Source organism: Chryseobacterium culicis (genome assembly GCF_900108365.1).
Lineage (GTDB): Bacteria > Bacteroidota > Bacteroidia > Flavobacteriales > Weeksellaceae > Chryseobacterium > Chryseobacterium culicis.
The window spans coordinates 1,280,722-1,298,014 of the sequence record NZ_FNWQ01000001.1 but is presented as its reverse complement, the minus strand read 5'-3'; the positions used below and the strand labels follow the sequence as shown (position 1 = coordinate 1,298,014).

Annotated in this window: 13 protein-coding genes; 2 read left to right on the top strand and 11 right to left on the bottom strand. The window is 37.7% G+C overall.

The window, feature by feature from the left end:
* Positions 1 to 31: 31 nt before the first annotated feature.
* The 3 genes from BLW74_RS05700 to BLW74_RS05690 all read right to left on the bottom strand — a co-directional run bounded on the left by BLW74_RS05700 (position 32) and on the right by BLW74_RS05690 (position 2,962).
* Complete coding sequence (locus tag BLW74_RS05700) at positions 32 to 832, bottom strand: patatin-like phospholipase family protein (protein ID WP_089690452.1); 801 nt, start codon at positions 830 to 832, stop codon at positions 32 to 34.
* 250 nt (positions 833 to 1,082) lie between these two features.
* On the bottom strand, positions 1,083 to 2,471 hold the full coding sequence (gene lpdA, locus BLW74_RS05695) for a dihydrolipoyl dehydrogenase (protein WP_089690451.1): 1,389 nt from the start codon (positions 2,469 to 2,471) through the stop codon (positions 1,083 to 1,085).
* A gap of 227 nt (positions 2,472 to 2,698) precedes the next feature.
* A complete protein-coding gene (locus BLW74_RS05690) occupies positions 2,699 to 2,962 on the bottom strand; it encodes a hypothetical protein (protein WP_089690450.1) in 264 nt (87 codons plus the stop codon).
* A gap of 178 nt (positions 2,963 to 3,140) precedes the next feature.
* Between BLW74_RS05690 and BLW74_RS05685 the strand changes: the two genes are divergently transcribed.
* Complete coding sequence (locus BLW74_RS05685) at positions 3,141 to 3,527, top strand: hypothetical protein (RefSeq protein WP_089690449.1); 387 nt, start codon at positions 3,141 to 3,143, stop codon at positions 3,525 to 3,527.
* 123 nt (positions 3,528 to 3,650) lie between these two features.
* Positions 3,651 to 4,532 (top strand): hypothetical protein, encoded by an 882-nt coding sequence (locus tag BLW74_RS05680; RefSeq protein WP_089690448.1) that lies wholly within the window; start codon positions 3,651 to 3,653, stop codon positions 4,530 to 4,532.
* Positions 4,533 to 4,586: 54 nt separating this feature from the next.
* Here the strand turns inward: BLW74_RS05680 and BLW74_RS05675 are convergent, their stop codons facing one another.
* The 8 genes from BLW74_RS05675 to BLW74_RS05640 form a co-directional block, all read right to left on the bottom strand.
* Positions 4,587 to 7,250, bottom strand: a complete 2,664-nt coding sequence (locus tag BLW74_RS05675) for a beta-glucosidase (protein ID WP_089690447.1) — start codon at positions 7,248 to 7,250, stop codon at positions 4,587 to 4,589.
* A 99-nt stretch (positions 7,251 to 7,349) separates the two neighbouring features.
* On the bottom strand, positions 7,350 to 8,792 hold the full coding sequence (locus tag BLW74_RS05670; RefSeq protein WP_089690446.1) for an alpha-L-fucosidase: 1,443 nt from the start codon (positions 8,790 to 8,792) through the stop codon (positions 7,350 to 7,352).
* 50 nt (positions 8,793 to 8,842) lie between these two features.
* A complete protein-coding gene (locus BLW74_RS05665) occupies positions 8,843 to 9,742 on the bottom strand; it encodes a TIGR01777 family oxidoreductase (RefSeq protein WP_167358376.1) in 900 nt (299 codons plus the stop codon).
* A gap of 90 nt (positions 9,743 to 9,832) precedes the next feature.
* Entirely contained in the window at positions 9,833 to 10,309 is a 477-nt protein-coding gene (locus BLW74_RS05660) for an SRPBCC family protein (protein ID WP_089690444.1), read from the bottom strand.
* 150 nt (positions 10,310 to 10,459) lie between these two features.
* Positions 10,460 to 11,122: a class I SAM-dependent methyltransferase gene (locus BLW74_RS05655; RefSeq protein WP_089690443.1), complete on the bottom strand. Its 663-nt coding sequence runs from the start codon at positions 11,120 to 11,122 to the stop codon at positions 10,460 to 10,462.
* A complete protein-coding gene (locus tag BLW74_RS05650; protein WP_089690442.1) occupies positions 11,115 to 12,059 on the bottom strand; it encodes an MFS transporter in 945 nt (314 codons plus the stop codon). The genes BLW74_RS05655 and BLW74_RS05650 overlap by 8 nt, the downstream gene beginning before the upstream one ends.
* Before the next feature lie 76 nt (positions 12,060 to 12,135).
* Positions 12,136 to 12,639 (bottom strand): GbsR/MarR family transcriptional regulator, encoded by a 504-nt coding sequence (locus tag BLW74_RS05645; RefSeq protein WP_089690441.1) that lies wholly within the window; start codon positions 12,637 to 12,639, stop codon positions 12,136 to 12,138.
* Between the two features lie 130 nt (positions 12,640 to 12,769).
* The gene (locus BLW74_RS05640; RefSeq protein ID WP_089690440.1) at positions 12,770 to 17,290 is read right to left on the bottom strand and encodes a TonB-dependent receptor plug domain-containing protein; all 4,521 of its coding nucleotides are present in this window, start codon (positions 17,288 to 17,290) and stop codon (positions 12,770 to 12,772) included.
* Positions 17,291 to 17,293 lie beyond the last annotated feature (3 nt).

Genomic DNA, 17,293 nt, shown 5'->3' with positions numbered 1-17,293 from the left:
AAACAGAAATCCTGCATTCCTGCGGGATTTTTTATGTTCCGGATTGTCTTAATTCGGTAAAGAAAGTACTTTCCTCATAACTTTCTTTGGCAGCTTTGTAACCGATATTGAAAATCTCTTCCAGTCTGTCTTTTCTTCGCTCAAAAGTTCCATAGGAAGATAGTTTCTGAGAAGAAATAAACCAGTCGCAGTAATCAAATTTTATTTTTTCTATCCTGTAGGAAAGAAGGTCGTAAGAGCGGGAAACAATGGCTTTAATGGAGTTCAGATCCTTAATTTTAGCTTCGTTGGGTGGAGATACAAATACACCGATCAGCTTGTCACAGTCCTCTCTGATAATATCGGCCGGAAAATTATTCAGTACGCCTCCATCGCAGTACATTTCATCCCCAATGATATAAGGTGTTGTGATTCCGGGAATAGAACATGAGGCAATGATAGCATCTACAATTTCAAAATCTTTATCAAAAATCTTCTGGGTTCCGGCAACAAGTTCAGTAGCAACAATTTTTACTTCTATATCCAAGTCTCCTAATTTCATGTCGTGAAAAATAGGTTTCAGGTAATTTCTGAAAATTACAGATGAAACAAGCCCAGGCTGATTGAACGTAAAGTGTTTCCAGTTGAAAAAATACACCGAATTGAAAAACTCCAGGATTTCTTCGGGTGTTTTACCGATCGCATGAAGACAGCCTACAATAGAGCCTGCGCTGCAGCACGAAAGAATATCCACCTCAATTCCTTTTTCCTGTAAGAATTTTAATACTCCTGCATGAGCGATCCCTTTGGTACCGCCTCCTGATAAAACAAGTCCTACTCTCTCAAAATTCATAGATTAAATGTATGAAAACAGTCTGAAATAATTAAGTTAATTTTCATAAATATGCTGATTTTAAAATTATTTTAATAAAATCACATATAAAACTAGGACAAATTCAACCCAAGAGATCGTAAAGATAAGTCTGTAATGCTTTTATCATTTTATTCTGTGAGACTTAGATAAATGCATCTGAATGAGTTGTTATTTTGGATAAAAAAAGCCCGGAGTAATCCGGGCTTTATATTGTATAAGAATGAGCAGATTAAATGTGAATCACTTCACCATAAGCAGCAGCAGCAGCTTCCATAATAGCTTCAGAAACTGTTGGGTGCGGGTGAATAGATTTGATGATTTCGTGACCTGTAGTTTCCAGTTTTCTTGCTACCACAGCTTCAGCAACCATATCAGTAACGCCTTCACCAATCATGTGGCATCCTAACCACTCTCCGTATTTAGCATCGAAAATTACTTTGATAAATCCGTCTGTATTTCCGTTGGCAGTAGCTTTACCACTTGCAGAAAGAGGGAATTTACCTACTTTGATTTCGTATCCTTTTTCTTTAGCCTGCTTTTCAGTAAGACCTACAGAAGCTACTTCCGGGTGGCAGTAAGTACATCCAGGAATATTGCCATAGTCGATTTTTTCAACGTGCATTCCTTTAATTTTCTCAACACAAGTAATTCCTTCTGCAGAAGCAACGTGAGCCAATGCCTGAGTTGGGATGATATCTCCGATGGCATAGTAACCCGGTACTGAAGTTTCGTACCATTCGTTTACCAATACTCTTCCTTTGTCTGTCTGGATTCCTACTTCCTCTAACCCGATGTTTTCGATGTTAGCAGCAATACCTACGGCAGATAACAGGATATCAGCTTCAAGAGTGATGTTTCCGTTAGCCGTTTTTACAGTAGCTTTTACACCTTCACCGCTTGTATCTACGCTTTCCACAGAAGCGTTTGTCATAATCTCGATTCCTGTCTTTTTCAGAGATTTCTCCAAATGTTTAGAGATTTCTTCGTCTTCTACAGGTACAATATTTGGCATGAATTCCACAACAGTTACTTTGGTCCCCATTGTGTTGTAAAAGTCAGCAAACTCTACCCCGATAGCTCCGGAACCAACAACAATCATAGATTTTGGCTGTTCAGGAAGAGATAATGCCTGTCTGTATCCGATTACTTTTTTACCATCCTGTGGCAAGTTTGGTAATTCTCTTGAACGGGCTCCGGTTGCAATAATGATATGAGTACCTGTGTATTCAGTTACTTTTCCTTCTTTATCTGTAACAGAAACTTTTTTACCTTTCTGCACTTTTGCAGTACCAAGAATTACGTCAATCTTATTCTTTTTCATCAAGAACTCGATTCCTTTGCTCATTTTGCTGGCAACACCACGGCTTCTCTGAATTACATTCGGGAATTCAAAGCTTCCCTCCACTTTATTTAAACCATAATCTTCAGCATGGTTGATATAATGAAAAACCTGAGCAGATTTCAATAAAGCTTTAGTTGGAATACATCCCCAGTTAAGGCAGATTCCTCCTAAATTTTCTTTCTCGATAATTGCGGTTTTGAAACCTAATTGCGCTGCTCTGATCGCAGTTACATATCCACCAGGACCACTTCCAATGACAATAATATCGTAATTCATTACTTTAAAAATTTTTATGCGAATTTAAGGAAAAATATTGGATGTTTCATGTTTATGCCAACTGATCTTACATTGCAGGAAGAACGCTGTTTTTATTCAATTTTACATAAAAAAAGAGAATACATAACGTATTCTCTTTTAATAAATTTCTTTTCTATTGAGAATTTCTCAAAGTTCAATAGATAAAAAACAGCTTTTTGAGTTCTAATAACTGCGAAAATTATCTATTATTTTGCCTGTCTCAGTAATCGCTTTTCAGCCGCATATCTGTCATTTAAAGCTTTCATCTGATCTCTCTTCATTTGTTTGGTGGCAAGCGGATGATTAAGGATCAATTTCTTTTCTGTATTGTATTTTTTGGTAAGCTCCTGCATTTTTATATTCACCAATTCATTTTTTGAAGGATGCGGTGGGGCTGGCGGACGTTTCTGTGCTGAAACATTCATTGATAAACCTAGTAACAATACCATTGAGATTAATAACTTTTTCATAATGTTCTTATTTTTGAATAAATTTAATCAACTGTATTTTTTTAATTAAATTCATTCCGGTTCACCATCAATCTTGCATATATCATACCAAGATTTTTTTTGTAAATCGTAAACCATACAATACGTGATCAAAAGCTGCTCTATTTTTAATATATTTATTTACCTTAAATAAAGCATTATGAAGACTTCTGCGAAAAAAAAGAATCTGACAAAAGACAGCATCTGGATGAAAGAACCGGAGGAGCATGATTTTCCTGCAGCATTGGATTACCTGGAACTTCTTGTGGATCCGGACGAAGCGAACAAAATGGTTGAACAATTAAAGGCAGCCCCAACGATCATCAAAAAATCAAAAGACATTTTAAGAGCAAGCAAACTTGCATTGCTGCCGGAAACCAATATTCATGTAAAGGAAAGCCTGAAAAAAGTTGAAAAAAACAAAAAGCTTTCTCCGATCCTTCTTGTAAGAGGACCGCAGGAGCTTATTATTGCAGACGGTTACCACAGACTATGCTGCAGCTATTATCTCACTGAAGATCTGGAAGTGCCATGCAGATTAATCTAAAATGCTTGTTCAAAAATTTCACACCATAATGCTATATTGATCGTAAAAACGTAAAAATTATTCCTAAATATGTGAATTTTGCATCATATTTTTTATATTTTTGTTTGAAACTAATTACAAAATATGAAAAAATACATCTCAATTCTTTTATTTGGAGCGCTGTCTTTAAATGCACAGGTAGGTATTAATACATTGACTCCCAACAGTACTCTTGCGATAAACGGTTCATTAAGAGCCGGCTATACCCAGATCACGGCTACTACTTACAATATTCTGGCAACTGACCATTATATCACGTATAACGGTACGGCAGATGCCACATTTACACTTCCTGTTGTTGGCTCAGGAACGACAAGTTTTACCGGAAGAATTTATAAGATCAAAAATATCTCTGCCAACGCAATTACACTGCAGGCTTCCAGTGGCAATACTTTAAGGATTGACAATACTCCTGTTGCTTCTTTTGTGATTCCTACAGGGGCATATGCTGAAGTAGTAAACAACAGCAATACAACCGGAGGAACATGGGATTTATCTTTTACGGTTCTTCCTAAACCCAGCAACGTAGAAATTTATGGTACACAGCTTTTTATTCCTCCACATGCTTTGGGAAGTACCTCTGTTGCAGACTGGACGAACCATTTTAATGCAGGATATGATTCCGGCAGTGCGACTGACAGGTGGTGGATTATAAGTAAATCGTCTGTAGATAATGCTCATTCTTCACTTTTTACCAATGCCAGCAGAATGACCATCGTGTATGAATATCAGGGAACCCCGTTTAATGTTACGAATATGTATCCTATTCTTACGGCCGGAAATAACTCGAGTTTTCCTGATGTATTCACTGCTTCGTTTGTAAGTCTTGCCAATAATGGTACTGCAGGAAGAACGAGACTTACTGTTTCTGTGGCACGTGTTGATTTTATGGGAAACAACGGATCCAATAACAGTAACTGGACGGGAACATTTTTACTGAACGTTTTATTAGCAAGAAAATATTAGAAATTCACAGAATACAATACGAAAAAGAGCAGAAATTTCTGCTCTTTTTTATGGTTATAAAACTTCAATATTTTGTTTTAAAGGAAGATTTTTTGATGAATTGCCAATCATTATTCTGTATATCCCTTTTTCTACAATCCAGTCCATCTTTTCATTTAAAAACTGTAACTGCTTTACGGGAACTTCGATGGTAACGGATTTGGATTCTCCGGGTTTCAATTCTACTTTCTGAAATCCCTTAAGCTCAATAACAGGTCTTGAAACAGAAGCCAATAGATCTTTCACATACAGCTGAACGACTTCGCTTCCTTCTTTTGAACCTGTATTTTTCACATTTACCCTAGCAATAATAGTATCATTTTCTGAATACCGGGCTTTATTCAGCTGCAATCCGGAGATTTCAAAAGTGGTATAACTCAATCCGAAACCAAAAGGATATAGCGGTTCACCGCTCAGGTCATGATAATCATTTCCCCTTCCTGTTGGATGATGATTGTAGGTTAAGGGAAGCTGGCCTTCCTCTACCGGAAAAGTGACCGGTAATTTCCCTGATGGATTTTCTGCTCCGAAAAGTGTTTTTGCAACAGCATTTCCGCCTTCTTCACCGGGATACCAAATATCTAAGATGGCTCCTACCTTGTCCTTCCATGCTGTTGTTTTAATGGCTGAACCTCCTACTAAAATCACAGCAGTGGGTTTATTTAATGTTGAAACTTCATGAATAAAAGGTTCCTGATTTCCGGGCAGACTCAGCGAAGAACGATCCTGAAATTCTCCCTCGTGAATTCCGGCGGTAATAATGATATAGTCTGCTTTTTGGGCAAGGCTCAGCGCCTCATTAAAATCCTTCTGATAATTGTGCCGGCCATAGTTCCAGATCAGCTCCAGATTGGCTTCCCCACGGTTTTCATGGAATTCAATCTTAAGGTCATACTTTTTTCCTTTTACGAGATCTGCTTCAACTGTTTGGGTGGAATAGCTCAGTTTTTCCCATCGGTCGATGAGTAATTTTCCGTCCAGGTATAATCTGAAGCCATCATTTCCTCGTAATCCCAACTGATATTTTCCGGAATCCGGAGCTTCCAGTTTACCCGTCCAGCGAATGCTGTAGTTATCCGGCTGAAGTTTTTCAGGATCAGGAGAATATAGGGTCCATTTAAAACTGACCTGTTCATCCTGCTTCTCGTAAGACGGATTTCCTTGTAAATCTGCATTGGAAAAATAGCTTCCTTTTAAGCCCTTTTTATTTTCTGAGGACAGATATTCTGTTGAGATGGTAGCCAATTCCTTTACATTCCAGTCGATACCATTTGAGTAAATGATTTCAATTCCTTTATTCTCAGTATACTTTTTAAGCCCATCGAGAATATGTATCTTCTTATTTCCCGGGCCTGAATACCCTCCCAGCCTTGCCTCCACAGCATCTGTGCCTACTACGAGGATTTTCTTCACATTCGCGGGAACAGGAAGCGTCTGATTATTGTTCTGAAGCAAAACAAATGATTCTGCAGCTGCTTTTTCTGCCAGAGGCTTATGGTTAAGTTTTTTCAGCGCTTCAATTTCTTTTTCCGAAACATAAGGATTTTCGAACAATCCAAGCTCGAATTTGGCTTTCAAAACTCTTGAAACGGCATCATCAATTCTTTCTTTTGAGATTCTTCCATCCAAAAACGGAGGAATAAAGAGTTGATAATGTTTGTATTCTGTCTGAAAAATAACATCAAGACCCGCATTGATGGCCTGTGCAGAAGCATCATCATAATCTTTTGCTGTAAAATGCAATACATTTGCGCCTCCTACTGCACTTGCGTCACTGATTACAAAACCTTTGAAATTCCAGTCTTTTTTTAATTTTTCGGTTAAGAGCCAGTGATTTGCTGTAGCAGGCCTTCCATCCAGCAGGTTGTAAGAGGTCATTACCGATCGGCTTTTTCCTTTTGTAAAGGCATTGTAAAATGGAACTAAATGGGTTTCCTCCAGATACCTTCTGCTCCAGTGAATCGGGTAGGAATCTCTTCCCCCTTCTCCTACATTGGCTAAAAAGTGTTTGGGAGTGGTAATGATTTCCATATTTTCAAATGGAGCAACAAAGCTCACCCCCATTACGGAGGTCAAAAAAGGATCTTCACCATAAGTTTCTTCTGTTCTTCCCCATCTCACGTCATTAGCGAGGTTAACTACCGGCGTCAGAATCTGGCGGATTCCCCTTAATTTTGATTCTCTGGCGATTGCTGTTGAGACCTTCGTCATTAATTCCGGATTAAAAGTGGCTGCCAGACCGATTGACTGCGGAAAAGCGGTAGCGCCTTCCCGAACCAGTCCGTGCAGGGCTTCATCAAAAGGAATAATGGGAATTCCCAGTCTTGATTCTTCAACGAAATATTTTTGAATGGCATTGATTTTTTTCACAAGTCTTTCAGCATCCTCACTGGCATTATATTTCAGCAGTTGCCCGGCTGCCCCGCCACCCTGATTTCCTGCACTTACCTGCAATCCGAAGATTCCATGGGAATACTGTCCTTTCGGAACGTTGTCCAAGTCTCCTGGAATCATGAAACACTGCCAGAATTTTTCTTCGGGTGTCATTCTTTTCAGCAGGTCCTGAACTCTGGCTTCTATGGGCTGTTTGGGATCTTTATAGATTTGTTTTTGAGCTGCACTATAGACAGAGCTCAACAGGAAAATTCCTATAATTTTAAATCGAAGTTTAAAATACATCTCATGAATAATTTAGTTAAAATTTGTTCTTTACTTTGAAGCCAAAGAACCAAAAGTTCAGGACCTGAAACTTTCCTATACAATGAATCACAAATTCAGCTATTGCATGATCTGAATTACCGTTGAATATTGTAACCGGGCTCTTTCCTCAGGTACATTAATTTCAATTGAATTCCCTGATTTTTTCCATTGAATTTTACCTGACAATCCTAAAATTTTCAAAGATTTCGGTTTAACATTATCGGGTATTGTAAAACTTAATGTTGAAGGAGACTTGTAATCTGTATTTTCATCCAAGTGAAAAATATTCACTGTTTTTCCATCTTTGCTTTGGGTATAATAATAATTTCCGTCGTGGTATGGAGCAATACTTCTGGTTGCAAACACAGCAGTCTGATTGTGATCCATCCAGTGGGAAATCTGCTGTAGTCTTTCATAAACGACCGGATCGTAATCTCCTGTGGGTCCCGGAGCGATATTCATGAGATAATTTCCGCCCCTTGAAATGATCTTAACTAAGGTTTCAATGATCTTTTGAGAGGTCTTATAATGATCATTCGGAACGTAAGAAAATGAATCTCCCATGGTGATGCAGCTTTCCCAAGGGATGTCAAGTGCATGTTCCGGAACAGCCTGTTCAGGAGTAACGTAGTTTTCCCACCTTCCCGGAACAGTACGGTCTACAATGATGATTCCAGGCTGATTTTTTCTGGCCATAGTCCCTATTTTGTCCATATCAATATCCTGTTCCACTTTAATGGTACGCTGCCATTCTACTTTAGGATCTATGGTATGAAAAGGACGTACCCATCCCCCGTCTAACCAGAGAATATCAATTTTTCCATAATTGGAAGTGATTTCGTTCAGCTGATTGAAGGTAAATTTTTTAAAGTTATTCCATTTTTCCGGATATTTCTTCGGATCGTAATTCACATTTCTGTCTTTTGGCGGAAAGTAAGACCACCAGTAATCATCAGAATGCCAGTCGGGTTTTGAAAAATAAGCCCCTATCTTAAATCCTTCTTTTCTGAAGGTGTTAAAAATTTCTTTTACCACATCAGATTTGGGATTTTTTGAAAAGGGTGTTTTGGGAGATGTGATTTTATAATCTGACTGCCGGGTATCAAACATGGCAAAACCGTCGTGATGCTTGGTGGTAAAAACCACATATTTCATTCCGGCTTTTTTAACGGCATCAGCCCATTTTTGTGGATTGAATTGGGTTGGATTGAAAGTAGTCTGAAGATTTTCATAATTTTTCACATATTCATAGTAAGATTTCCCGTGCTCGGGTTTTCTCTGGGTCCACGATTCATCTTCAGGACACAGACTCCAGCTTTCAACAATTCCCCACTGGCTGTAGGTTCCCCAATGCATAAAGAGTCCGAATTTCATATCCTGCCACTGCTCCAGATTCTGTGCTACCAGGGGATCTGTAGGTTTCTGATAGCCGTCAGACACATTATGAGCCTGCGAAAATGCTATCGAACTTATCAGAAAGGAAGAAAGGAAAAAGGGTTTTATTTTGGATATCACCAGCATATGGAATAGTTTTCCGCTAATTTAATTATCCTTGGGGAAACCCACAAACATTAGGATTCCAATAGATTGGCAATGGCATTATCCAATTCCGGATATGAGAACTTAAATCCGGTTTGTTCTAGTTTTTCGGGATAAACATTCCGGCTTTTTAATACTAATTCGGTTTCTGTCTTAAGGAACAGAGATGCTATTTCGAGCTGCCAGACGGGAGTATTCAGTCCAAATGGTACTTTCAGCTTTTTTCTCAGTGTTTCCATCATATTTTCATTGGAAAGCGGTGCCGGAGCAGTGATATTGATCACTCCTGAAATAGTCTCGCGGTTAATAACCCAGTCCACCGCTTTACAAAAATCTTGGATATGAATCCAGCTTACCATCTGATTACCCCTTCCCTGTTTTCCGCCTAAACCAAGTTTTGTTATCATTTTAAGTTTTGGAAAAGCACCCCCGTCATTCCCCAGAACAATAGAGGTACGAAGGGCAACTTTTCGTATTTCTTCATTTTCGACTGCAAAAAATTCTTTTTCCCAGCTTTTGCAGATATTCATAGAAAAGTCATCTCCTATGATGCCATTTTCTTCTGTATTGAGGTGTTTTTCAGAATGAACATAAATAGTTGCAGAGCTGGCATTCAGCCAGATCTTTGGCTTATCGGAACATTGATCTGCTGCTTTCTGTAATATTCTTGTACTCTCTATTCTTGATGAATAAATTTCCTTTTTATTTTTTTCATGATAACGGCAGTCTACAGATTTTCCTGTCAGGTTGATCAGGACATCTGCCTTTTCAAGGCTGTTTTTCCATTCGCTTATGGTTTGGGCATCCCAATAGATTTCGTTTTTACGTTTGGGATTACGGGTAAGAATGTAAACCTGGTGTCCTTTTTCCGTGAAGTGCTTTTCTAAGTTTTCTCCAAGAAACCCGGTTCCTCCTGCTATGATTATTTTCATTGTTTTTAGTTTAAGGATCAATTTCATACGTGAAGCTGGCCAGTTTTAGCCATTCTGCCAATAAAAGATTCATAATTGCGTGTTTTTTGGTTAAAAAACAGCTATTCCGTCACGGACCGAAGATTCTGCAACGGTTTTAATCATTTCGTTTCTTTGGAGCAAAAATTTTCTGAGATAGCCCGTGAGAAAAACGGCATTAAATAACTTGCCAATGATGCCCAGCGGAGATTCGAATTCGAAAATGTCGGTCATGAGGGTTTTTCCGTTTACCGTTTTAAAAATGTGCTGATGGCGCATAGATCTGAAAGCTCCTTTCTGCATCACATCAATGAACTGAACCGGTTTTTCCATGCTGACAATTTTTGTAGTGAGGTTTTGATAAACTCCCAGATGTTTTGCCCGCCAGGTTACGGTTTCATTTTCTTCAATCAGTCCTGAAGTACGTCCGGCAATTGCTTTTTCATGGGATTTTGAAGTGGATTGCTGATGCAGGTCAATACTCCTTGCCAGATCAAAAACGTAGTGAATATCGGCATTGACAACTGTATTTAAATAGATGGTAGACATTTTTTAGCTTTTAAGGTTGTTAGATTGTACTCTTTTATAGTGATCCTTTTCTGCTGAAATACATAATCAGGAACAGATGTATGATTAAATTTTTCATTATTATTTATTTAAAATTTTCAGTAATTTTTGAAATATAGATTCAAATCAAAACTAGTTTCTCTTCACGTGAAGAATTTCGACTAAATCAAGATATCTTTGGTGGGATAAAATAGAAAGCCTGTTTTTGATAAATAGATCTTTGAGATCCTCAAGGCTTTCATTCTTATTGATATAATGAAACAGTTTTCCAAATTCGTTTCCAAAGATCCTTGAAACAAAAACTTCGATATACCATTTCACACAACTGAATCTCCACTTTGTTTTCGGCTTTACAAATTCTACGATGATAATTTCTCCTTTTTCATCAATGATTTTTGACAGTCTGTCGGCAAAAATTGGTTTCTGATGGCTTTCTATCGTTTTTGTTCCGTAAGAGCAAAGGATGATGTCCATAGAATGATCCGGAATCTGGCTTTCAAAAAAATCATTTTGAATCTGCTGTACTGACAGTTTATTTTTGAATGTTTCTGCCAGTTTCGTATGCATTGCTGAAGAAAAATCCAATGCTACAATTGCTGTATTTTCATTATGCGATTGTATAAATTCCAGATTTTCACCCTGTCCGCTCATCAAGTCCAAAACTCTTTTGTCTCCATAGCTTTTTACTTTTTGAACTGCTATCTTTCTGAACAGTCTTGTAAATCCTAAAGATGCAATTTCATTAATGTAATATCTGGGTTGCAGGCGGTCAAAATATTGTTGCAGATCATTCATTTTCAGATTGTGTTTTTATAGATTGTAATACATGGGCCTGCATTCTATCAATGATGTAGCCTGACCATTTTTTCCAGTACCATGTGGGTGCTATTTTGTAACTGTATTTTGTTTTCGCAATGATCCTTGTTTTATTTTCGGAGAGTTTATCCAAAGTGATTTCACCATATTTCACGATAAAATAATCATGCAAATGCTTGGCATCAATATTTTCATAAGGCGTAATTTCTTTCATAGGAACGGTTTGATTTTCCAGAGAGAATTTCACTTTTTTATTTTCTATACATTCATCGATATTGAGTTGTAATGCATCATTATTGGTTTGGCAGCGATACCGTAATTTTCCGTTTTCATTCATCAGTTTAATATTCTTTGGATAGCTGACTCCTTTTTTAAACAGGATAAAATCAGGGGTATTGAAATTGATCTGTGTATTTAAAAGTTTCCATACCTTCTCGTTTGAAGAGTTTACAATCATTTGTGTAGTAACAGTTTCCTCAATAGGTTTTGTATAGGTATCAAAAATATAAGATGCAGGATTAATAAAAAGAACGAATACCATAACACTTCCTGTATGTCTCTTTTCATCAAGAACCCCAATAATAAAGCCAATCGTAAACCCCACAAACATGGCAAAGCCAATAAAAGGAATAGCCATGATAATGCAAATAGCTCCTTCTGCTCCGGCCGCTATCAGGATCATAGAGAAAATGACTAATCCTAAGACAATTTTAAAGCTTGTTTTTAGGACATTCATTAATCCAATTCTTTTAAAATACTTTACATATCCTATGATAAATCCAATCGAAACCGGAATGGTAAAAAACAGGGTTACTCCGTATTCGCCTTTGGAAATCAGAACAAACCAGACGGCAACAATTAAAGCCACCGTTATAAAAAGGCTTAAATAAAGATACTGTTTAAAAAAATTCTTCATGATATTAAAAGTTTTATATTTTCAGTAATTTTTGAAAATTAAAGTGAAATAAAAAAGGATTTTCATCCTTTTTGTTTTATTTCAACAGATTGGTAATCTTCCCTACCAGCCAGTGGTCATCGCTTTTTATGGCAAGATCCATAATATTATTGATTTTTCCGGTTACGGAACTAAAATCATTCATCAGCTTAATGAATTCCTGAGCTTCTTCAGAATCTTTATCATCAATGTTCTTCAGCTCTTCGAGAAAGGAGATGACAGGTTCTATTTCTCTTTTTCTACGCTCTTTGGTAATTTGTTTGAACAGATACCAGACATCTTTTTCTGCTACGAAATATTCTTTACGGTCACCTTTCACAAATTCTTTCTTCACGATTCCCCAGTCTATCAAAGCACGGAGGTTCATATTGGCATTTCCTCTTGAAATCTCCAGCTGCTCCATTACCTCATCCGTAGAAAGCGGCTTTCCACTTGCCAGAAGCAGCGCGTGTACCTGTGCCATCGTACGGTTGATTCCCCAATTGGTAGCAAAGGTTCCCCAGGTCTGAATGTATTTTTCTTTTGCTTCTGAAAGTTGCATGGTATTTCTCTTTTTAATTCTGTAACAAATGTAATTATATTTTTTGAATTTTCAATAATTTTTGAAAATTAATTTTCCAACTCAACCAAACATCCCTTAGAATGCCTGTTTGAGTTTATGAAATTTACAATTAAGGTTCTATTTGTGTGCTGATTCCCTGATTCCAATACTTGGCTTCCGGCATATAATACAGATATACATTGCTTGATTTTCCTGTGTAGGTTCCTGCAAATTCTACTTTAAGATCGAGATTGACTGTTTTGGTTTCTTCAGCATTGAAATGGTCCCAGTATAAAACCAGATAATTGTCGAAAATCTCATAGTAAGAGACCTGCTTTTTATCTATTAAATCCTTCAGCAAAGCATTTTGGAGGGTAAGCCCTGCCGGAATTCCAATTTTAGCAATCGTCATGGGCAGCTGTCCGTTTAGTTTATTTTTAATGGTAACGGTCATTCTGCTGGTCTCTCCTACTTTCGAAGTTCCGGATTTCAGCTTTGTTTCCATGGTAAGGGGAATATCTTTGCTTTCCGGCGCCTGAAGGGTGTAGTACTGGTATTCCAGCTTATAAGGCAGTCCATTTGGTGTGGGATAATGAATACTGATGGTATTTTCTCCGGATTTAAATGCTGATGAAAGACTGATCATAGGTAAAGCTTGTGCCTTATTAATTTTGATGACAGGCTTTTCGGTTCCATACAATTTTTCATTTTTAGAGAAAAAATCCGAAAGGGCCTGTATTGCCAGTGTGGTTGCCTGAGTAGAACCGAATCCAAAATAGCCATCGAACATGATAAGGTTGTCTACAGCTTCTGCAAGTTTCAGCTGGTTTAATTTTTCATCTTTCTGAAGTGCCATGATGTATAATGAAAGGGCTTCTGCTTCTGCAGATCTTCCCCAAGAACCTGTAAAAGTAATTTCAGATTTTACGTTCTTCGTTTCATACTGTTTGTCGAGAATTTTCATCAGATCATCATATTCCTGCTGTTTTCCGAGGTGTGCTGCTGCATTGGCCAGTAAAGCCAGCTGATAGGTGTCTTTTGTTGCCAGAGCTCTTTTCATCGTTACTTTGAAGGTATCTGCAATTTCATTTTTGAAACCCAGCCTGGATAAGGCATAAACAACATACATGTTTCTTGCCCAGGAATATTCGGAATACATTTTTGGAGATTCATAGGGTCTTCTTATTTCAAATAATCCATTTCCGTTTTTTCTTGATAAAATAAATGATGAAAGCTCCTGAATAATTTTTACATCCGGATTCACATATTTTTTTAAATCTGTAAATTCCAACAGTGCAAATGCTGAAAGTGCCACATCCGATTCTTCAGAGCTGAAGTATCCAAAGCCTCCATCTTTATTTTTATAGCTCAGCATCTTCTGGAAGCCCTTCTTCATATTTTTCACCACCAAATTTTCTGTTGCTGTGTCTATTTTTTTATTTGATTTTAAATAGTCCAGAATGAAAATATTCGGATACACTGTTGAGGATAGCTGTTCAAAACATCCGTGAGGCTCTTTTTTCAGCTGTTCCAGGTCTTCAAATAGTTTCAATGCTGCATTTTCAAATACATAATAGGAGGAATATAAGGTTCCATTGATATATTCCGGAATATTGATGTTGATATCCTCTGTTTTATTATTAATGATGGAAAAATGATGCGGGAATCCCTTCTCTTCTACTTTGAACGGAAGAATCATGGTTTCTCTGAAATCTCCGGACCTCACTGAAAACTGAATATTAGAATTGATGGTCTCATCGGTTTGTATTTTGACAAATAATCTTCCTGATTCCATAGGTTTCAGGGTAATCAGGCTGTCTGTACTTATCAGCTTTACATGATTGGGAACCATGACATCCATAGTCATTTTACGGGTTTCCGGGGCGTTATTTTTAATGACCACAGGAATGATCATCTCGTCTGTTCTGGTGAGATATTGCGGAATTTTTGCATCAATAGAAATAATGCTTTGAGCGGCGTACGTAGTTTCATCCCGCCCCAAAAGTCCTGTTGCAGAAATTCCTTCTGTAAGCACTCTAAAAGTAGAATTGGCATCTGAATTATAAAACTCTGCTTTAGCTTTTCCGTTTTTATCGGTTTCCACCACGGGGTTCCAGTAAAGCGCTTCTCTGTAATCGAAACGGTAAGAAGTGTTGGTTGTTTCATATTCCGGATAAGCAAATTCTCTAGTACCGGCATAGGATGTAAGTTTTCCGTATGGCACAGCTTCTACGGCAATATAAGATTTCGGGGTGATATCCCATTTGATTTGTGAGCTGCCGTTTTTATAAGAATTAATAATCACCACTCCATTGGCGGCTCTGCTTCCATAGATTGCGGTAGCTGCAGCATCTTTAAGAACGGTAATACTGCTGACATCATTCGGGTTGACGGTGGTATTAAAATTTTCTACGGGCACCCCGTCCACAACAAATAAAGGATTTTTGTTCGTAACAGAAGCATCCCCTCTTATTCTGATCTGTGCGCTTGCTCCAGCCTGCCCAACAGGAGTTACGATTAATCCGGCAACTTTCCCACTCAGTAATGAGGCGACATTAGGGTTCTGAATTTCTAAGGAGGATGCCACAGTGGTGGATGCCATTGTACTTTTATTTCCTGTCATCGAGCTGTATCCTAAGAAAATTACTTCTTCGATACTTTTATTTTTAATGGTATCAGCTTTTGATCTTCCGGGGGTATTCAGCTGGCTGGTATTGTTTCTGTTTTCTTTCTTTGCCTCTTCCTTTTTTTCTGCTTCTTTTATTATTTCTTCTATATCTATATGAGACAGTTTTTGTTTTTCTAAAGGATTAATATCCAGATTATAAGATAGTATCCTTATTTTCAGCTTTTGTTTAGGCTGATAAGATTTCGCAATAATTTTATATGAATTTCCTGCATTCAAATCTGAAAAATAAAACTTTCCGTTTTCTGCAACGGTCTGTTTAAGAATCTTTTTATCATTTGTACCAACAAGAAAAACATCTGCTTTTACTGTTTTCCTGTTCTCATCTTCCACCAAACCATACACAGTATTTTTCTTTTCCGGAAGGTATTTGTATTTGCTGGTTTTCAGAACTTCAGGGATCAGTTCGAAGTACCTGTAGCCGTTGGTCAGCATCACAAGGTCTAAACTTTTATCGGCTTTTTCTTCTTTGTTATCGAAATAAAACTGTGGTTTTTCAATCTTACCTTTCAGCTCAGAATCCATAAGGAGCCATGAGATGAGATGGTTCTGTTTATCATCTGCATACGTCCATAGTTTATCATCCACCACACTCAGTCCGAGATTGGCCGGAATAGGTCTGCTGTTTTCATCGGTAGTTTCAATATTCAGTGTTACTTTTTCTCTGGGCTGGTAATATTTCTTTACAGGGGTAACTTTTATATTGAGCCGGGTCTTTTTATTGGTGAAAACCACACGTTCTGCGAGTGGAATATTATTTTCCGCAATGGTAAATCTGCAGATACCTACGGGAAATTCTTTCTCCTCAATTTCCAGGGAATTCGTTCCTTTTCTGAGTGAAATTACTTTACTGTAAAGTTCTTTTCCGCGGAAGTTTCCTTTCAGGGTAATTGTTTTTTCCTGTGTTGAAATGATGGTGAAAGCTAGTTTTTGGTTTTCATGCCGGACATTCAAAACCACTCCTTCATTTGTTGCTGCAGGGAAATTGAAAATCTGAGATATATTCTCCGGCTTGAGCACTTTTGCATAGTAAGCCTCTCCGTTTTCAGGGGTAAAGCGGAAGCTTCCCATTCCGAAATGATACGCCTGGATTTCTTTTATTTTTTGATGATTCCGATTATAAACCGCTAAAACGGCATCGACAGGTTTTTCAAATTCATCCAGAATTTTAAAGGCCATATTCTGTTCTATGCCGTTGATCCATGTTCCTCCTTCGGGTAAGAATTTCACGTCCAGATTATTCAGAACAATAGGGATATTTCTGGAAATAGATTCAGTAAATCCGTCAAAATTCACTTTAATATTCAAAAGGGCATCAGAGGATTTCAAAACCTCAGGGAGCTTAAAGGTCAGACGTTTTTTACCTTCTTTATCCGTGATGAATTTTCCTTCTGAAATGGTTTCTCCGTTGTGCATTACAGTATAGTCTGCTTCATAAAAAGGAATCGGGAGGCTGCTAAGGCTTCTCATTGAAAAATCGGCGGTTACCTCATCTCCCGGGCCCAATCCTTTTTTGGGGAAATCCAGCTTCATTAAGATTCTGGGTGATACTATTTTCTGGAGGGTAATTTCTTTTTCGAACGTGTTTTTCCCTTCTTCATTCTGCATCCAGTTGGTAAAAGCCCGGATTTTGTAAATTCCGCCTTTCATATCACTGTCAAAATAGAAATATCCCTGAGCATACCCGTTGGTAATTTCATATTTTAATTTTTTCACCAGGCTTCCTGCCGGATCTATGATTTCAAAATTCACAACTTTGCTGTCTTCTGCCGGAAGGTTACTATTTCCTTTTACGACATATATTTTAAAATACATTTCCTCACCGGGTTTATAAAAAACATGGTTGGTCTGAATAAAGGTTTTCTCTTTCTCAAAATCCTGAAATGGCTGCTGGGCTTTCAGAGAAACCATTGAAAATAATATGCTCAGCACGATGATACAGGTGGATATCAATTTGAAATTCATGGG

What these genes read in the sequence shown, in the direction of transcription:
- BLW74_RS05645 (WP_089690441.1), bottom strand. Translation starts at nt 12,639, where the DNA reads ATGCAACTTTCAGAAGCAAAAGAAAAATACATTCAGACCTGGGGAACC.
- BLW74_RS05660 (WP_089690444.1), bottom strand. Translation starts at nt 10,309, where the DNA reads ATGTCTACCATCTATTTAAATACAGTTGTCAATGCCGATATTCACTAC.
- BLW74_RS05685 (WP_089690449.1), top strand. Translation starts at nt 3,141, where the DNA reads ATGAAGACTTCTGCGAAAAAAAAGAATCTGACAAAAGACAGCATCTGG.
- BLW74_RS05680 (WP_089690448.1), top strand. Translation starts at nt 3,651, where the DNA reads ATGAAAAAATACATCTCAATTCTTTTATTTGGAGCGCTGTCTTTAAAT.
- BLW74_RS05650 (WP_089690442.1), bottom strand. Translation starts at nt 12,059, where the DNA reads ATGAAGAATTTTTTTAAACAGTATCTTTATTTAAGCCTTTTTATAACG.
- BLW74_RS05690 (WP_089690450.1), bottom strand. Translation starts at nt 2,962, where the DNA reads ATGAAAAAGTTATTAATCTCAATGGTATTGTTACTAGGTTTATCAATG.
- lpdA (WP_089690451.1), bottom strand. Translation starts at nt 2,471, where the DNA reads ATGAATTACGATATTATTGTCATTGGAAGTGGTCCTGGTGGATATGTA.
- BLW74_RS05670 (WP_089690446.1), bottom strand. Translation starts at nt 8,792, where the DNA reads ATGCTGGTGATATCCAAAATAAAACCCTTTTTCCTTTCTTCCTTTCTG.
- BLW74_RS05640 (WP_089690440.1), bottom strand. Translation starts at nt 17,290, where the DNA reads ATGAATTTCAAATTGATATCCACCTGTATCATCGTGCTGAGCATATTA.
- BLW74_RS05655 (WP_089690443.1), bottom strand. Translation starts at nt 11,122, where the DNA reads ATGAATGATCTGCAACAATATTTTGACCGCCTGCAACCCAGATATTAC.
- BLW74_RS05700 (WP_089690452.1), bottom strand. Translation starts at nt 832, where the DNA reads ATGAATTTTGAGAGAGTAGGACTTGTTTTATCAGGAGGCGGTACCAAA.
- BLW74_RS05665 (WP_167358376.1), bottom strand. Translation starts at nt 9,742, where the DNA reads ATGAAAATAATCATAGCAGGAGGAACCGGGTTTCTTGGAGAAAACTTA.
- BLW74_RS05675 (WP_089690447.1), bottom strand. Translation starts at nt 7,250, where the DNA reads ATGTATTTTAAACTTCGATTTAAAATTATAGGAATTTTCCTGTTGAGC.